We start from the raw sequence: 15,732 nt of genomic DNA, 5'->3' as shown, positions 1-15,732 counted from the left end.
GCCTCGGGTGCTGTGGCTTTCGCCGTGGACGCGACCGGCGGTGCGGGTGCAAGCCGAGGCGCTGCTGCGCCACGGTGCCGACGTGCTGTTGGTCACCTCCGATCAGCATCCGGAATCGGACGCCGCGCGCGACTACGAGTTGGTGCTCGACCCGCGCTTTCGCACGGCCGCGACCTGGCTGCCGGCCCTGAAAGCCTGGCGCCGCGTCCGCCGCTTCCGGCCCGACATCGTGATCGCCGAACTGGTGCGGGATCCGCGCTGGATCGCGTTGGCCGGGCGAGCCCCGCGCATTCAGGTGGTACACGACGATCGACCGCACGACCCCGACGAACTGACCCCGGCCTACGAGCGTGCCGTGTTCGACCGCTGGGCCGCGCGCTCGGCCGCCACCATCACCTACAGCGACTATGTCGCGGCCGCGGTGTCCGCGCGCCGCGATGTCGCCGGTACGCCGGTGCATGTCGTGCCGTTGGCCAGCGACCTCGATCTCGACCGCGTTCCGCCGTTCGTGGGGCCCGAACGGCGCCGCGATTTCGTCATGTTCGGCCGGCTCAACCCGTACAAGAACGTCGATGTCGTGCTGGCGGCCTGGCAGCGGCATGTGATCGGCGGCGGCTGGCGAGGCGACAACCTGGTGCTCGTCGGCGACGGGCCGCTGGACGCCGACGCCCTGCCCAAACACACGCTCTGGCGCAACGGCAGCTTCCGCTACGCCGATGTCATCCCCACGCTGGCCGCCGCCAAAGGGTCGCTCGCCCACTATCGGCGCGCCTCACAGAGTGGCGTGCAGTCGCTCTCGATGCAGCTGGGTGTCATGCCGATCGTGTCGACCGCCGGCGCGTTGCCCGAATACCAGCCGCCGGGTTTGGCCCCGATCGGGGTCGACGACGTCGCCGGGCTCGCCGCCGCTTTCGACCTCCTGGCCGATCCGGTGACCGCGGCCCGCCTGGGGGCCGACGCGGCGCGCCACTACGCGCACCGATGCGCGGTTGACCTTGTCGCCGTGCGCATTTTGGACGTCATCGCCCAGGTGCTGGATCGCCGGCGGTGACGTGAGGATCAGGCCAGGCCCCGCCAGAACGTCTCCAGCCACGCGGTGAGTTCGCGGGCCCGGCCCAGCGCATCGGGCGGCGCCGATCGGGACCGCGTCGCCGCGATGGCCGCCGGGAGCTCCTCTGTTTCCCGGGCCACGGTCGCCAGCCCGGCACCCGCCATCTTCTCGGCGAACGGCAGCTGGTGCTCATCGACGTGCTCCCCGCGCGACGAGCGACGCGGCACCAGCACGGGATGTTTCCCTTGCTCGACGCACAGCAGCGTCGATCCGGCGCCCGCGTGGGTCACGGCGACAGAGGCCCGCCGGATGTGCGTGCAGACGTCCCCGAAGGACAGGAAGCGCTCGAACGCGGCGTGGCGCGGCTCGAATTTGCAGGTTCCGAGTTGTACGAAAAAGTCCTCCCCCACCGCGTCGGTGCGCGCCAGCTCGTCCACCGCGCGCGCCAGCCGGTCGAAGGGATGGACCTCCATCCCCATGATCACGAAGATCACACGATCCTCCCGTGATACTCGGTGCGGGGAATCCGGTCGGCCAACTCGGGCCACTGCACCAGAAAGCGGGAGGCGAACGGCTTCACCATGCGGGCGGTGAGCGAGAGTTCGGTGATGCGGGTGATGGATTCGACGAACACGGTGGGAATCCGCAGCAGCCAGGCCAGCCACAGGAAGGGTGCGGCCACGCCCGATCCGGTCGTCAAGATCATGGCGGGGCGGTGGCGGATCAAAAGGCGTAGGGCCAGCACCAGATTGCGCAGCAGGTTGGGCACGTTACGGACCGTCGGGTGCGCGGCCCAGTACACCTCGCGCTCGTCGCGCAACAGGTAACGGGCGTCGGCGGTCCCGAAACTCACCCAAAACCGATCCTTGTCCTGCCAGAACTCGCGCAGGCAGAACATCTCGTAGATGTGCCCACCGGAGGACGCGATGAGGAGCAGCCGACCCATGTCTCCCCTCGGTTGAGGCGCGCCGATCTTCTGGCGGCGCGGCGATCCCGATGTCAAAGACTAACTCCCGTCGTGGCCGTCCCCGGGTTGCGACGGCAAACAGATCGAGCGGATTTCGCGATGATGCGTTGACCGGATGCTAACGTCCACCTTGTTGGCGGGCCGTACACGTTGCCGATGCGGCACTCGGAGTGAGTAGAGGCGCGGACCATGATTCGAACGGCCATAGTCGGCCTGGGCAAGATGGGTCTTTCGCACCTCGCGATCCTTCGCACGCACCCGGACCTCGAGGTGGTCGGCGTGTGTGACTCCGCCGGCTATCTGCGCGACATCCTGGCCAAATACACCGGTCTGGACTGCTACGACGATTTCGATCGGATGCTGGCGCAGACGAAGGCGGACGCGGTTGTCGTCGCCGTTCCGTCGCGGCTGCACGCGCCGATGGTCGAAAAGGCCCTTGCCCGAGGCACACACGTCTTCTGCGAGAAACCGTTCGTCCTCGATGTCCGCGACGGCGAGCGCCTGGTGACGCTCGCCGAGAGTAATCGGCTCGTCACGCAGGTCGGCTATCACTGCCGCTTCATCGGCGCCTTCCAAGAGGCGGCACGAATCGTCGCGGCGGGGGCTCTCGGGCAGGTACACCACGTGCGTGCCGAGGCATACGGCCCCGTCGTCCTTCGACAGAAGGGAAGCACGTGGCGTGGCGTCAAAGCCGAAGGCGGTGGCGCCCTCTACGACTACGCCTGCCACGCCATCGATTTGATGAACTTCATCGCCGGCGTGCCCCTAGCGGTCGACGGAGTCGTCCGCCACAGCGTTTTCTCGCGCGACGTCGACGACGAGGTGTACTGCACGATGCGCTACGGCAACGGCGCCAGCGGCCAGCTGTGCGTGAACTGGAGCGACGAGAGCTTTCGCAAGATGTCGACGAAGGTTTCGGTGTGGGGAACCAACGGCCGCGTCGTCGCCGATCGGCAGGAATGCCAGATCTATCTCCGCGAGACGCACCCCGGGGTCCCCGACCTGGGGGCGGGATGGACGATCCGGTACACGACCGATCTCACCGACGAGGTCTGGTATTACCTTCGGGGTGAAGAGTATTCGGCGCAGATCGACTATTTCGCGCAGAGCATCAAGAACAACCGGGTGAACGGCGAGAACACTTTTCGCTCGGCGCTCGACGTCGATCGTGTGGTCGACATGATCACCGGCGCTGGAGCCGGCGCGTCACCCCTGCCCCAGGCGGCCGCGAATGGCTCCCCGCGCGGCTCGCGGCGCCGCGAGATCGTCGCGCGCATCAGGAAACTCACGTCCCCGAGGGCATCGTGACCATGGACCGTGTGCTGTTCGGCGACAACCAGTTCTTCGGCGTCAACCACATGTCCGAGGAGAAAGCGCGCGCCCAGGCGATACGGTTTCAGCACCTACCGCCCGTGCTGGGGACGCTGGACGCCGCGTACCAGGAAGGCATCCGCACGTTCGTGTGCACGACGCACGACCGGGTCGGCGAAATCTGCGATCATTTCCGCGCCAACCGGACCCGCTACCCCGACTACGTCTTCTACCCGTGCATGCCGTACGCGCACAAGTACGCCAACGCCGTGACCGAGTTCGGGATGCTCGAGGCGCTGCGCAGGTTCCTGCCCGACGATGGGGCCGTCAAGTCGATGTTCAAGGGCGGTGTCGCCCTCGCGGGCAAGGACATCGAGCCGATCATGCAGCTATTGGTCGACGCCGAGATGAAGATGTTCGCCGGACTGTCCACGCCCGTCATCTTCATTCAAAACGTCGTCACCGACTTGCTTCTCGGCCTGGGCATGGACGAGGGGTTCCGGTTTTTCTCCGACCACGTCAGGCTCAAGTACGGTGCCGAGCCGGGGTTCATCACCATGAATCTCCCGCGCCTGCTCGACGCCCTCGACGGCCAGGGAATCGAGAATCCGATCGTGTGCGCCAATTTCAACAAGATCGGCTTCCGGATGTGTGGCGGAATCGAGCTCTACGAGAGGACAATCCGCGAGCGCCGCTGCCGGCTGATCGCGATGTCGGTGCTCGCCTCGGGCGCGATCCCGCCCCGCGAGGCCATCGATTACGTCTGCGGCCAGCCGCAGATCCATTCGATCGTCTTCGGCGCATCCAGCCGCGCGAACATTCGGCAGACGAAGTCGCTGATCGACGAGCTGTGGCAGGTTCCGACGTGATCCCCGGACCCCGGTTAGCTCGAATCCGTTGACGAGCAGGTGATTCGGGCTTTCGCCAGACGCTCCGCGAGCCGCACGCCCAGCGCGATCCCGAGAAGCGTCGGGTTGGCCTGGCTCGATGTCGGCAACACCGAGGTGCTCGCGACGTAGAGTCCGCGAACCCCATGGACTTGCAGGTGTGGATCTACGACGCCGCCTTCCGGCGATGTCGACATCCGGGTGGTTCCCGCCTGGTGGTAACCGGTCCGCTTCTTCATGTACGCACGGACCGTGGCCTCGACATCGTCGGTCAGCCACTCCACGTATCCCACGCCGTGGCGGCGAAGGTGGTCATCGATGGCGGCGATGGCCTTGCGCACGCTTGCGTAATCGGCGTCGGAGAAGTGCATGCTGGTGCGAATCCTCCTCATGCCGAGGGCGTCTCGTTCGTCGGTCAGCTCGACCCGGCTCTCCCAGTGCGGAAGGTGCTCGCCGTGGTACTGCAGCAGGTAGCGATTGTCGGCGCTCTTCACGAAGAACCCGGGCGCCTTGCGGCCCCAGCGGAGGAACCGTGCGTAGCAGAAGGCGACGGCGAACCGGAGGGAACCGAACAGGTCTCGCACGACGTTGCCCAGATGCGCAAGGATTCGTGGCGAACCGTCGGTCTTGGTGTGGGCCTCACGGATCGCCTCCGCGAGCAGGAATCGTCCGATCGGCGAGATCAGTGTCAGGTACACCCCGGACAGGATCCCGCTTCCGTGACTCGGATCGCTGATCGGCGGATTCACCAAGAAGATTGCGGCGTTCGGCATTTCGTTCTGGCGCAACAGCTGCGGGTCGAAGGTGAAGCGCCGGCGAACATACACCCCCTCCCCGTCCCGCTCGTATCCGTGGATGACCTCATCCGTGGTGAATTGCACGCGCGCGACCCGGGCCTCGACGTGCGCCATGTACCAGCGCCCCAGGTGCCCGCTCGCGTTCCCCAGCCCCCCGGGGTGATGGCGATCCGACGCCAGCAGCAGGCGGGTGGCCTCCAAACCCCCGGTCGCGATGACGTAGTCCGTCGCAACCACTCGCCCCGCACCGCCGTTCAAGGACTTGACCACCAGGTGGTCGACGGTGTCGCCGGCCGCCGTCGTCACGATCTCGGTGCAGGTGAGGCCGGTCCACAGCGTGAGATGGGGAGCGTCTCGCAACGCCGCCCGGTAGCGGCGCCCGAAACGGGTTGGTAGCGCCCAGCGCTCGAGGTCGGTCGTGCGCACGTCGCCGTCGGGGAGCCCCGCGACCAAGTCGCGCTCCGCGATCTCGGGGATCTCGCGCGCATTGAACGCCGCCCGACCGCATACCGCCCAGTCGCAGGCCCGCTGAAGGTAGGGCTCGACGTCGTCGTATCCGATGGGCCACGGCGCCTGCGCGGTAATGGGCCGGTCCTCGAAATCGATGGGGTCGAACTCGAGGCAGCGTCCCCCCCAGAGCGCCGAGGTTCCACCGACCTGCCGGCGGACCGTCAGCTCGCTACGCGAATGGAAGTAGTCGTCGTGCCGGGAATCGAACCTCGACAGCGCTTGGGCCGCACGGTCGTTGCGTTCGAGGCCGCTTTCGACGAGGACCACCTGCACGCCCGACCCGGCGAGTTCCAGCGCGGTCGCGATGCCGATCGGGCCGGCCCCGACGACCACCACATCCGTTTCGATCGTCATGCCGTGGGCGAAGTCCTCCATGTCGCGAATCACGCGGCCGCACCCTGTCGGAACTCCTGGACGAGAGCGAGGAACCGCGCCACGGTCTCGGCGTCCGGTGGCGACGAGACCGCGTCGGCGGCTTCGGTGACCCGCTGCGGCCTTGTGGTGCTGTAAAGGATTGCGCGACAGCCCGTTGCGGTGACCGACGAGGCGAGGATCAGCCGGGCCAGCACGCCGGGGGCCAGCGGATCGGCCTGCAGGGCTTCGCGCCAGCGGCTTGCCATTCCGGGGTCGGCAAGCAAGGCACCCGAGAGCTTGCGGTGCGGCCGCTCGAGTACGCCGAATGCGATATCGGCCGGTCTCGGCGAAGGATCGAGCAAGTCGCTGCGGAGTTGGCTGACTGCCCGCGGCCCGAATGCGCGGACGAAGTCCAGCTCGAGCCCCTCGTCCTGCGAGACGCCCCAGGCGCGAATCTTTCCCTGTTGGCGCGCCCGCTCAAAGAATTCGCGCAGTTCGTCGCTCGCAACGGTGTCCTGAGGCCTCGGCGCGTGGACGAAGAGGATGTCGACATGGTCGACGCCGAGCGCCGCCAGGCTCTCGTCGAGGCTGCGTGTCGCAACGGCCGCGTCGTACACCCGGCCGCCCGCCGACGGCGCCTGCTGCCGCTTGACGATACGGCGCAGCGCGGGAGCCTTTTTCAGCAGCGCCCGGGCCGGGGCCTGGAATCGGCCGAGCCGCCGCGCCGCGCCGCCGACATCGATGCCGAACTTGGTGGCGATGGTCACGCTGTCGCGGTCGACCGTGCGCAAAAAGGCCCCGAGCTCAGCCTCGGCCATTCCCAGCCCGTACATCCGCGCGGTGTCGAAGTGGGTGATGCCGCTGTCCATGGCGCCGGCGAGCACGGCCATCCGTTCCTTCTTCGACGGCGACTGCATCAGTGCGCCGCATCCGAAACCGATTGCGCTGACCGCCAATTGCGGTCCCTGAAGTTCAACCCGTCGCAATGTCGCAGCCCAGGTAGATGCGGCGGAGTTCGGCGTCGATGACGTCGGGGCTCCGTGTCGCCACGACGTGCGCTTGACCCCTCAGCCCGTCACGCTCGGCCAGCTCGGGGTCGCGCAGGTACCGGCCGATCGCGTTGGCCAACGCGGGCACATCGCCGACCGGGACCAGCATGCCCGGGTCGGGGGCGATCTCCGCCGTCCCACCGACGGGCGTCGCCACGAACGGGCGCGCGCCGGCCAGGGCTTCGGTCAGGATCATCGGCATGCCCTCCGCAGACGACGGGAGCACCACCACCCGGACCGAGCGGAGCAGCCCACGGACCGCGTCGGGGTGCATCGGACCTTCGACGGTCAGCCGCTCCGTCTCCGGCGGGGCATAGTCGTCGATGGGACCGATTATCCGACAACGGCCTTCGATGCCCTCGGCGAGAAGAAGCCGCCAGGCCGCCACAAGTCTGTCGACACCTTTGCGAAGCCCAACGGTGCCCGCGAACAGCGCCACGGGTGGCGTGGAGGCCGCACCGGGCGCACCACGGTCGACCACGATCGGGTTCGGCACCATGGCGGTCCGCACCGTCGGCGCCACCTCGGCGACCGCGGCGCGCGCTTCCTCCGACAACAGGATCACATGGTCCGCCCGCTTCAACGTCGCGCCCACGAAGCGGGGGCGCGACCTGGCGAACTCGGGAAAGTCGGGGCCATGGAGGGTGACGATCACCCGGAAACCCTTGGCCCTGGCCAAGCGGATCAACGGTCCTTCGCGCAGCCAGGCCCCGCCGTTGGAGATATGGAAGTGCACGATGGTGCCTCGAGGGGACCGGGCCAGTGACATCCCCGCGCGTGCGGTGAGAAACAGGTTCCTCAGATGGCGGTCCCCGTTCCAGGTCGACAGGACCCGGATGTCGTCGGCGCCGATCTTGTTGTCGCGCAAGACCCGGATCACGGACTGCGTCCCGCCGATGCTGTACATGTCGGGCCCCACGTGTGTCACTGAGATCATGTCGGCCTGGCTCGTCTACGGGAAAGTGACCGCGCCAACCGTGGCATCGAGGGGCGGGTCGGGCGTGGCGGCCGGCGCCGGATTGTGGTCGGTCCGGCTGCCCTCCGCGCCCCGGCGCCGCAAGCCGGCGTAGCCCATCGCCGCCCCCAGCGCCATGCCCAAGCCCAAGGCGTCCATCGGCATCTCCGGCAACGGCCACACGGCGGATATCGCCAACAGGCCCGCGGCGACGGCCGCACTGATTTTCGCGGGCGCCGGGGCGCACCGCAGCGCGAGGATCACCGGCGTGAGCGCGAACAGCACGAACGCGGCCATGCCCACCGCCCCGGCCTTGGCCAGCCACCACAGGTAGAAGTTGTGGGAGTAGGCGGGATAGAGGTACCGATGGAATTCGTCGTCGCCGGTCGGCGGCTGGTACACGTAGCCCAGGCCGTGCCCGAAGAACGGGGCCTGGGCGATGGTCTCCTTGAGGAGATTGATTTCCCGCAGTCGCTCCAGCGCCGAATCGTCCACCGCGAGCGCGCTCGACGTAACCCCGCCCAGCACCCGCTGATTGAACGCAACGTACTGATCGGCCAGCCACGCCCCGGTCTTCGAACGCTGCAGCAAAAACAGCGACCCGGGCACCGCCACCGCGACGACGGCCAGGCCGACCGTCGCGGCCACGACCGCCCGCCGCACGGCCGCCCAACTCAGGCTGCCCAACAGTGCGACCGCGGCCGCCACCCCCATGGAGATCAGCGTGTTGCGGGAGAAGGACAGCAGCGAAATGCTCAGCGCGGGAACGCCCAACGCGAGATAGGCCATGGGTCGGACCCGGCCCACGATCGGGGCGGCGACCAGTGCGCTCAGCACCGCGGTGGCCGGCGTCTGGGTGGACAGGATGATGCGCACGGCCTGACCGGCACCCGTCGTCCCCTCCAGGCTTTCCGCCCGACCGGCCAACCGGATGGCGTACAGCGAGCTGATGATCGCCATCGCCGCCGAAAACCACAGGATCACGATCATCACCCGGATCGACCATCGGACGTGTCCGCTGTAGACGACGAACATCGCAAGGACGAAGCCGATCGCCATTTCGATCATGGTGGTCGCTTCGCGGGTCACCGTGAGGTCGGGGTTTCCCGTGGTGAATCCGGTGGCCGTGGAACACAGCACCGCCACCACCAGGATCCCCGGCAGCACGAAGTCGGACGACCGCGGTTTCGCGGTGGGGATCAGGTAGCAGATCGCGAGGATGGCCGCCAGGTGGTACGCGTAAATCGTCAGCGGGCCAAAGACTTTCCCCACGTGTAAGCCTTCCGGCAGTGCCGCGAACGCACCGAACAGCGTGACCCCCACCATCCCTTCGGGTTTCACCCAGTACACGACCACGCAGAACAACGCGGCGGTCAGCAGCACACCCTCGGTGGTTCGGCGCACCGACAGCACGCCGAACGCGAAGCATCCGAACACGAAGATCGCCAGCAGGGCGCCATCCACGGCCAGGCGGTGACGGGCCCGCAGGTACGGGATCACGCCGGCCTGCTGACCTTTGACCGGTAGGCGCGGTCGGCGGCCCTGATGTGCAGCGACTGGCGGGCGTCGGTCAACACCGTGCCGACCACCTGTGCGCCGGCGGCGCGCAGGGCGGTCAACGCGTCCTTGAGTTCGTCCGCGGTCGTGCGCTTCGCGCGAACCACCAGCACGGTGGCGGGGACGGCACCGGCCAGCAGGCCGGTGTCGGCGGTCGCCAGCACCGGCGGGCCGTCGATGACGATGCGGTCAAACCGTGAGGACAATTCCTGCACCACTCGGTCGATCACTTCCGGCAGGTACGCGCTGGGGGGCAGACTCTCGCGCCGTGCGGACCGCGACGCGAGGATGTGCAGCTTCGAAATCGGCGTCGGCTTCACCACCTGGGCGGCCGCGGCGGGGTTGGCGAGCGCGTTGGCCAGCCCCTCCCCCGATTCGACCCTGAGCAGACCGGCGATCACGTGCCGGCGGCTGTCGCCCTCGACCAGCAACGCGTCTTCGCCCATCTCGGCGAGCGCGAGCGCCAGGTTCATCGCCGTCGTCGTCGTTCCCTCGCCACCGAACGGGCCCGCCACCAACACCTGACGGGCATTGGGTCCCATCGCCCTGAGCAGCCGGGTGCGCATGCCGCGCACCGCGTCGTCGAATGCGGTGTCGGTGCCGAACCGCGGAGTCCCGCCGCGCTTTCCCGGCAGCTCCGCCAAGGTCGGCAGGCCCGAGAGTTCCTCCAGCTTGGCGCGGGTGCGCACGGTGCGGTCGCCGGCCTCGCGGGTCAGCGCCACCGCGATGGCCAACAGCAGACCGGCGATGAACCCGATCGCCATGTTTCGCAGCGGCACCGGCGACACCGGAATCTTCGGAACGCGGGGCGGCTCGACCATCGTCGCCCGCGCCAAAGGCCACGGCTTGCCGGTCGGTCCCGCCGATGCCGGCACGTCGGACGGTTGACCCGACGGCGGCGGCGTCGTCTCGACCGCCTCGGGTCGCGGTCCCGCGGTGACCGGCGCGGCCACACCGTTCGACGCCGGGTTCGGGGCAAGCGTCGGCAGCATCGCGCTGAACTGACCGGCCATGGCGCCCGCCAGCGCGGCGGCGCGCGCCGGGTCGGTGTCTTTGACGCTGATCGTGAACAGCACCGATTTCGGGGTGTATTTGACTTGGGTTTGGCTCAGCAGATCATCGGCGCGCATGGGAAGTTGGAGCTGGCGGATGGCGCGCTCGGCCACGATGTGTCCACCGGCGATTTGCGCGTACGACGACAGCCGTTCCTGGGCGGCCTGCGTGCCGCTGTACACCTCGTTGAGGTCGGTCGCACCGGAAAACGAGATGAGGACCGTGGCCGACGACTGGTAGTGCTTGGTCTGCAATGCGGTCACGAACGCGGCGCCGACGGTACACGCCAGCAGCGCGGTCAAGGCGAGTTTCCAGTGCGCGCCGAGAATCCGGACGAAGGTACGGAAATCCATCGGCTATTAACCTTTCTAAAAGCCTTCGGCGGGAAGAAAACTCTGCGGTTTTGCCCCACCAGCCGCGCATACCACTGCAGATTATGCAGCATCATCAGGCGGGCATTGGCGGAATCGCGGTCCCGCTGCCCCGGTTGATTTACCGCGTAATTGGCGACGCGGCGCCCGCAGTCATCGTCACGCGGCGTGAGTCAACGCGTCGCGGGACAGATTCACCGTCGCGATCGGATAGCATCCGGTGCCGTCGCGCCCGTCGCGCGCGAGCCGCATGGGCGGATAGTTCACCACGTGGTTCGCGCCCGGCTTGTGCTGTTGCCAATCGACCGAGGCGCACAACGTGTAGTGCCCTGGCGCCAAGCCCGCCAAGTCGATGTGAATGGACTCCGTCGTCGACGCCGGCAACGGCTCCTTGCCGGAGCCGTCCCCGGATGGGCTTTGGACCAGGGTTTTCAGCGCCACGGTCGCGGGAAGCGTGCGGACCACGGCCCCCGAGAAATCGACGAGCCGGTAGCCCGGGACCCAGTTTTCGGTCGCGGCGGCCGCGCCGTAATTGGTCCACGCGACGGCCAGGGTCGCCTTGCCGTCTTTCACCGATTGCGATTCCTGCCGCGCCTCCACCGAATACCGGTAGCCTGCGACGACGTTTGCCCGCGCCCACAGCAAGTACAGCGCCGGGTCCATCGGTGTCGACGAATCCACAGCCGGGAAGTTGAAACTCGATGTCATCGACACGTGGTACTTGACGACGTCCTGCAGGCCTTTTTCGTAGTAGGTCCGCGGATCGGTTTTCTCGGGCAGCTGGCACCATTCGGTGATCATCGGCGCCGACGCCAGCCGGTTCCTCAGCGCTCCGACCAGCGGGTCCTTGGACTGCACATAGTGGGAACCATCTCTTTCGGCCCACGCGGGCAGCGGATCCTGCACGCCCAGGCAGTCCGCGCGGATGCCCACCGGCGCGGACAGTTTCTTCGTCACGTCGTCGGCGATCAACTGGCGCACGATCTCCGGGTTCAGTGCGGTTGTCACCAATTGCGTGTGGGGAAAAGCGTTTACGGTCGCCGCGACCAGCTGCCGAATGGACTCGGCGGTGATGTTCTGGTCACGAAACTGGCTGTAATACCCCAGCTTCGCGACGCTCTCATCGGGTGCGGGCCCCGGCGCACCGAGTGTGTCACGCAGATACGAGATGTGGTTCTCGCTGAAATCGCCGTAGCCGGAGAATTCGAAGACGCTCAGCCGTTCGTCGCCGTCGTAACGGCGGCCCAACGCGGCCAACAGCTGGCCGAATGCGTTCAGGTAGTTCGGATCATTCCAGTTCGGAACGACCTGCGTGACGCCGGGCATCCACCAATATCGTTGCGGACCGGAGTAGTTGGTTGCCGCGGCGCCCATCCAGTCGGGCATCGCGATGTTGGTGTTGTTCGGATAGACGGTGTCGCAACACGAGTTGTAGGCGACCACACGAAGCGTCAGGCGCATGTTTCGACCGGCCAATTTCGTCAGGGCGTCATCGATCACGCTGAAATCGAATTTGCGATCGTCGGGAGCGTCCGGCGGCAGTGTGCTCGGATCGGTGGGCTGCAACTGGCGCCAGGGGACACGCAAACTGGCGTCGTAGGACGCCGGCCACGCCGGGTAGCGCCGCTGCGCCGGATTGCCCTGCGGGAACAGCGGTTGCAGGAGATCTTCGTACTGGCCGCGCAGGGGGTTCGGCACGTCCTGCACGGACAACGGTATGGCCGGACTGCTGATCAGGGCGAGCGGATCAAGGTCGCTGCGGCCGTCACATCCGTCGAGCACCAACGTCACGCACACGGTGACGACAAGGAGAATGTTCCTAATTGTCCGGACCATGATTGCTCGCGCTAAACCGTGTCCGACAAATGCATCTACTGCTACCTCTCTGGCGGTCGCGACTAGTCACATGCGCGGGATATCAAGGGTGACAACAGGGTACAGCCCGGGCCCGTGACAGATGGCTGAAATCGGGGCGCCCGGTGAAAAGCCCGCCGGCTTGGCGGGGCCTCCCGGCGCGCTTTGGCCATTGTCAAATCGCCGCGTCGACTAAGCTGGGGCTCCGCAAATCGGACAGGAGTCACAGCAGATGTCGGTCGCACGCTCGGCCAAAACTTGGCTCGCGCCGGCGGCAAAAAAACTCGCACCGCGCCTGTTCTGGCGGCGGAAGTTTCGAATCCTGCACCGCTTGGGGCAGAGCCGCGCGGACATCCAGCTGGTGGCGTCATTGTGCGATCCGAACCGGATCTCCCTGGACATCGGAGCGGACCTCGGCGAATTCACGATTGCGATGGCGGCGTCCTCGCGCTCGGTGACCGCGTTCGAGCCCCGGCCGGCGCAGGCCCGCGATCTGGCAGCGATGTTCGCCGCCGTCGGCGCCCCCGTCCGGGTGGAGGCGGTGGCGCTGTCCGACCGGCCCGGCACGATCGCCATGCGGGTGGTCGAATCCGAGCCGGGCCGAAGCACAATCGACACCGACAACGAACTCACCGACGTCAATGGGGATGACATTCGCCGCATCGACGTGCCGGTCAAGCGGCTCGACGACCTGCATCTTGACGACATCGGCCTGATCAAGATCGACGTCGAGGGCCACGAACTCGCAGTGTTACGGGGCGCCACGCAGACGCTCACCCGCAATCGGCCGGCGATTGTGGTGGAAGCCGAGGAACGCCATCACGCCGACGCCGTCGCCGAGATCACGGCGTTGCTGGCCGGTCTCGGTTACGCGGGTCACTTCGATCTCGGTGGCGCTCGTCGGCCCATCGCCGAGTTCGATCCGGCACAGCATCAGGACCCGGCCAACGTCGGCAGGCGGGAGGACGGCTGGGCCGCCCACGGCACCTACGTCAACAACTTCGTCTTCTTGCCCACCGAAGGCTGAGCGGCCTCCGCGATCGTCGCCGCTACGTCGAGCCCAGCGACGATGACTCGCGGTCGGCGAGAAACGGCATCGGCATCCAGCGCGCGGACAGCAGCGCTTCCATCGCGTCGCCGGGCAGGGGACGCGACAGCAGGAAGCCTTGCGCGCGGTGGCAGCCGTGTTGCATCAAAGTCAGTGCGGCAGCGGGGGTTTCGACGCCTTCGGCGACCACTTCCAGCCCGAACGCCTCGGCGAGCCCGATGATGGCGCGGACGATGGCCAGGTCGCCGGCGTCGGTGCCGACATCGCGCACGAACCCGGCGTCGATCTTGAGCATGTCGACCGGCAGGGATTTCAGGTGGGACAGAACGGCATAGCCGGTGCCGAAGTCGTCGATGGCGACCTGCACGCCGACTTCCTTGAGCTCCGACAAGGTTTTTCGCGTGGTGTCGATGTCGTGCACCACGGCGCGTTCGGTGATCTCGAGGCACACCGATGCGGCATCGATTCCGAACTCGCCGATCGTGTCGGCGACGCTTTCGACGAAGCCGCGACTGATCAGCTGGATGGGCGACACGTTGATGCGCAGCATGGCGCCGTGCCCGACCCCATTGGCGCGCCACTGGCTGAACTCGGCGCAGGCGCTGCGCATCACCCACCCGCCCAGCTCCGCGGCGAGGTTGGTGGATTCGGCCACCCCGATGAACGAGTCGGGCAGCAGCAGACCCCAGACCGGGTGCCGCCAGCGCACCAGGGCCTCCGCGCCCACGATGGCCCCGGTCCACAAGTCGACCTCGGGCAGGTAATGCAGGAGCAGGCCTTCGCTGTCGATGTCGCCCTGCAGGTGCAACTCGATGTCGTTGCGGAAGGCCCGCTTGAGCGACATGTCGTCGGTGGACACCGCCGTCTGATTGCCGCCGGCACGCTTGGCCGTCAGCACCGCCTCGTCCGCCCGGCGGAGCAGATCGGCGCAGTTGTCCGCCCCGGGCGTGCCCACCGCCAGCCCGATGCTGACGGTCCGGCTGACCACGTGGCCACCGATGGTCAGGCGATCGCACAGCATCGTCGACAGGCGACGCGCGAACGCCTCGGCGACCTCCGGCGACATCGGCTCGTCCGGGATGACGACGAACTCGTCGCCGCCGAGCCGGGCGATCATGCTCGGCGTTCCCGCGCACTCCTCGATGCGCTGCGCGAAGACGCGGATGAACCAGTCGCCCGCGCTGTGGCCGAGGTAGTCGTTGATCGGCTTGAGCCGGTCGAGATCGAGGTAGAACACCGCGACGGGTCCGGGGCTGCCGGGCGCGAGGCGTCCGGACAGGTGCGCGACCAGCGCCCGCCGGTTGTACACACCGGTCAGGTCGTCGTGCTCGGCGAGGTAGCGGAGCCGCTCTTCGGCGGCGATGCGCGCGTGAAGCTGGGCAAACAGCGCGGCGACCGCCTCGAGCGTGTTGATCTCCTCCTGCTTCCACCTGCGGGCACCGAACTTCACGAAGCCGAGCACGCCGGTGCACGCGTCGCTGGACATCAGCGGCGCGGCCGCCACCGACGGCGACGCCGTCGCCTTGCCCGGCCTCAGCGCGCGGCGGACCCACCCGGCGGACCGATCCGGACGGGTCACCACCGGCTTGCGGTCGCGCTCACACTGAGCGAGCACCGACTCGACGCCGTCCAACTGCAACGCCGCCACCAGATCCGGATCCGGGCTGTCGGTTCGTCGCGGCCATTCGGCGACCAACGTCGACGCCGCGGCATCGTTGTCGTGGTGGCGCAGGAAGCTGGCGTCCACATCGAACTGCTCGACGAGCCGCGCGAGTACCTTTTCGCTGACCGAGGTCGCGGTGGGCGCCGTGGCCTCCATCAGCGCGGTGGCGACGGAGGTGACCACCAGGTTCAGGCTGCGCGGCACGGAATCCTCCGATACGGGGCACTATCCCGTCTGGGTCCCGAAGTCAAAATATGTCCGAGAACGGTATCACGCACGGCCCCGCCCATCCGGGGTTACGAAAA

Annotated in this window: 12 protein-coding genes and 1 pseudogene; 4 read left to right on the top strand and 9 right to left on the bottom strand. The window is 67.5% G+C overall.

Translation table 11 applies throughout. The annotated features are described in order from the left end of the window. The first annotated feature begins 7 nt into the window (after positions 1–7). On the top strand, positions 8–1,051 hold the full coding sequence (locus P6281_RS05035; protein WP_095763068.1) for a glycosyltransferase family 4 protein: 1,044 nt from the start codon (positions 8–10) through the stop codon (positions 1,049–1,051). Positions 1,052–1,059: 8 nt separating this feature from the next. Here P6281_RS05035 and P6281_RS05030 read toward each other — a convergent pair whose 3' ends face one another. Continuing rightward, positions 1,060–1,545, bottom strand: coding sequence for a glycosyltransferase (locus P6281_RS05030; protein WP_095762898.1), 486 nt, complete (start codon positions 1,543–1,545; stop codon positions 1,060–1,062). Then, positions 1,542–1,997, bottom strand: coding sequence for a polysaccharide biosynthesis protein (locus P6281_RS05025; protein ID WP_008254160.1), 456 nt, complete (start codon positions 1,995–1,997; stop codon positions 1,542–1,544). The genes P6281_RS05030 and P6281_RS05025 overlap by 4 nt, the downstream gene beginning before the upstream one ends. Positions 1,998–2,207: 210 nt before the next feature. Between P6281_RS05025 and P6281_RS05020 the strand changes: the two genes are divergently transcribed. Together P6281_RS05020 and P6281_RS05015 are read left to right on the top strand one after the other, a co-directional pair. Continuing rightward, complete coding sequence (locus P6281_RS05020; RefSeq protein ID WP_014383947.1) at positions 2,208–3,326, top strand: Gfo/Idh/MocA family protein; 1,119 nt, start codon at positions 2,208–2,210, stop codon at positions 3,324–3,326. Next, positions 3,323–4,198, top strand: a complete 876-nt coding sequence (locus tag P6281_RS05015; RefSeq protein ID WP_041784816.1) for a hypothetical protein — start codon at positions 3,323–3,325, stop codon at positions 4,196–4,198. The genes P6281_RS05020 and P6281_RS05015 overlap by 4 nt, the downstream gene beginning before the upstream one ends. 14 nt (positions 4,199–4,212) lie before the next feature. On the opposite strand, the pseudogene P6281_RS05010 reads toward P6281_RS05015, so the two are convergent. From P6281_RS05010 to P6281_RS04985, 6 genes and pseudogenes are all read right to left on the bottom strand, one after another. After that, positions 4,213–5,925: pseudogene (locus P6281_RS05010) on the bottom strand (FAD-dependent oxidoreductase); the annotation flags it as partial. Beyond that, positions 5,907–6,833 (bottom strand): aldo/keto reductase, encoded by a 927-nt coding sequence (locus tag P6281_RS05005; protein WP_201407446.1) that lies wholly within the window; start codon positions 6,831–6,833, stop codon positions 5,907–5,909. The pseudogene P6281_RS05010 and the gene P6281_RS05005, both read right to left, overlap by 19 nt. Positions 6,834–6,849: 16 nt before the next feature. After that, positions 6,850–7,863: a glycosyltransferase family 4 protein gene (locus P6281_RS05000; protein ID WP_095762895.1), complete on the bottom strand. Its 1,014-nt coding sequence runs from the start codon at positions 7,861–7,863 to the stop codon at positions 6,850–6,852. A gap of 15 nt (positions 7,864–7,878) precedes the next feature. Continuing rightward, on the bottom strand, positions 7,879–9,381 hold the full coding sequence (locus P6281_RS04995) for an O-antigen ligase family protein (RefSeq protein ID WP_201408435.1): 1,503 nt from the start codon (positions 9,379–9,381) through the stop codon (positions 7,879–7,881). Then, positions 9,378–10,844, bottom strand: a complete 1,467-nt coding sequence (locus P6281_RS04990) for a polysaccharide biosynthesis tyrosine autokinase (RefSeq protein ID WP_009955589.1) — start codon at positions 10,842–10,844, stop codon at positions 9,378–9,380. Before P6281_RS04990 ends, P6281_RS04995 begins: the two co-directional genes overlap by 4 nt. A 177-nt stretch (positions 10,845–11,021) precedes the next feature. Further along, on the bottom strand, positions 11,022–12,698 hold the full coding sequence (locus tag P6281_RS04985) for a hypothetical protein (protein WP_043954496.1): 1,677 nt from the start codon (positions 12,696–12,698) through the stop codon (positions 11,022–11,024). A gap of 250 nt (positions 12,699–12,948) precedes the next feature. On the opposite strand from P6281_RS04985, the gene P6281_RS04980 reads away from it, so the two are divergent. Next, a complete protein-coding gene (locus P6281_RS04980; RefSeq protein ID WP_008254136.1) occupies positions 12,949–13,743 on the top strand; it encodes an FkbM family methyltransferase in 795 nt (264 codons plus the stop codon). A 22-nt stretch (positions 13,744–13,765) separates the two neighbouring features. On the opposite strand, the gene P6281_RS04975 is transcribed toward P6281_RS04980, so the two are convergent. Next, on the bottom strand, positions 13,766–15,631 hold the full coding sequence (locus P6281_RS04975; protein WP_324738634.1) for a putative bifunctional diguanylate cyclase/phosphodiesterase: 1,866 nt from the start codon (positions 15,629–15,631) through the stop codon (positions 13,766–13,768). Positions 15,632–15,732: the final 101 nt, after the last annotated feature.

This window comes from Mycobacterium sp. 5-140-3-2, from assembly GCF_035666375.1.
Taxonomy (GTDB): Bacteria; Actinomycetota; Actinomycetes; order Mycobacteriales; family Mycobacteriaceae; genus Mycobacterium; species Mycobacterium intracellulare.
This window is presented reverse-complemented; position numbering and strand designations above follow the sequence as displayed.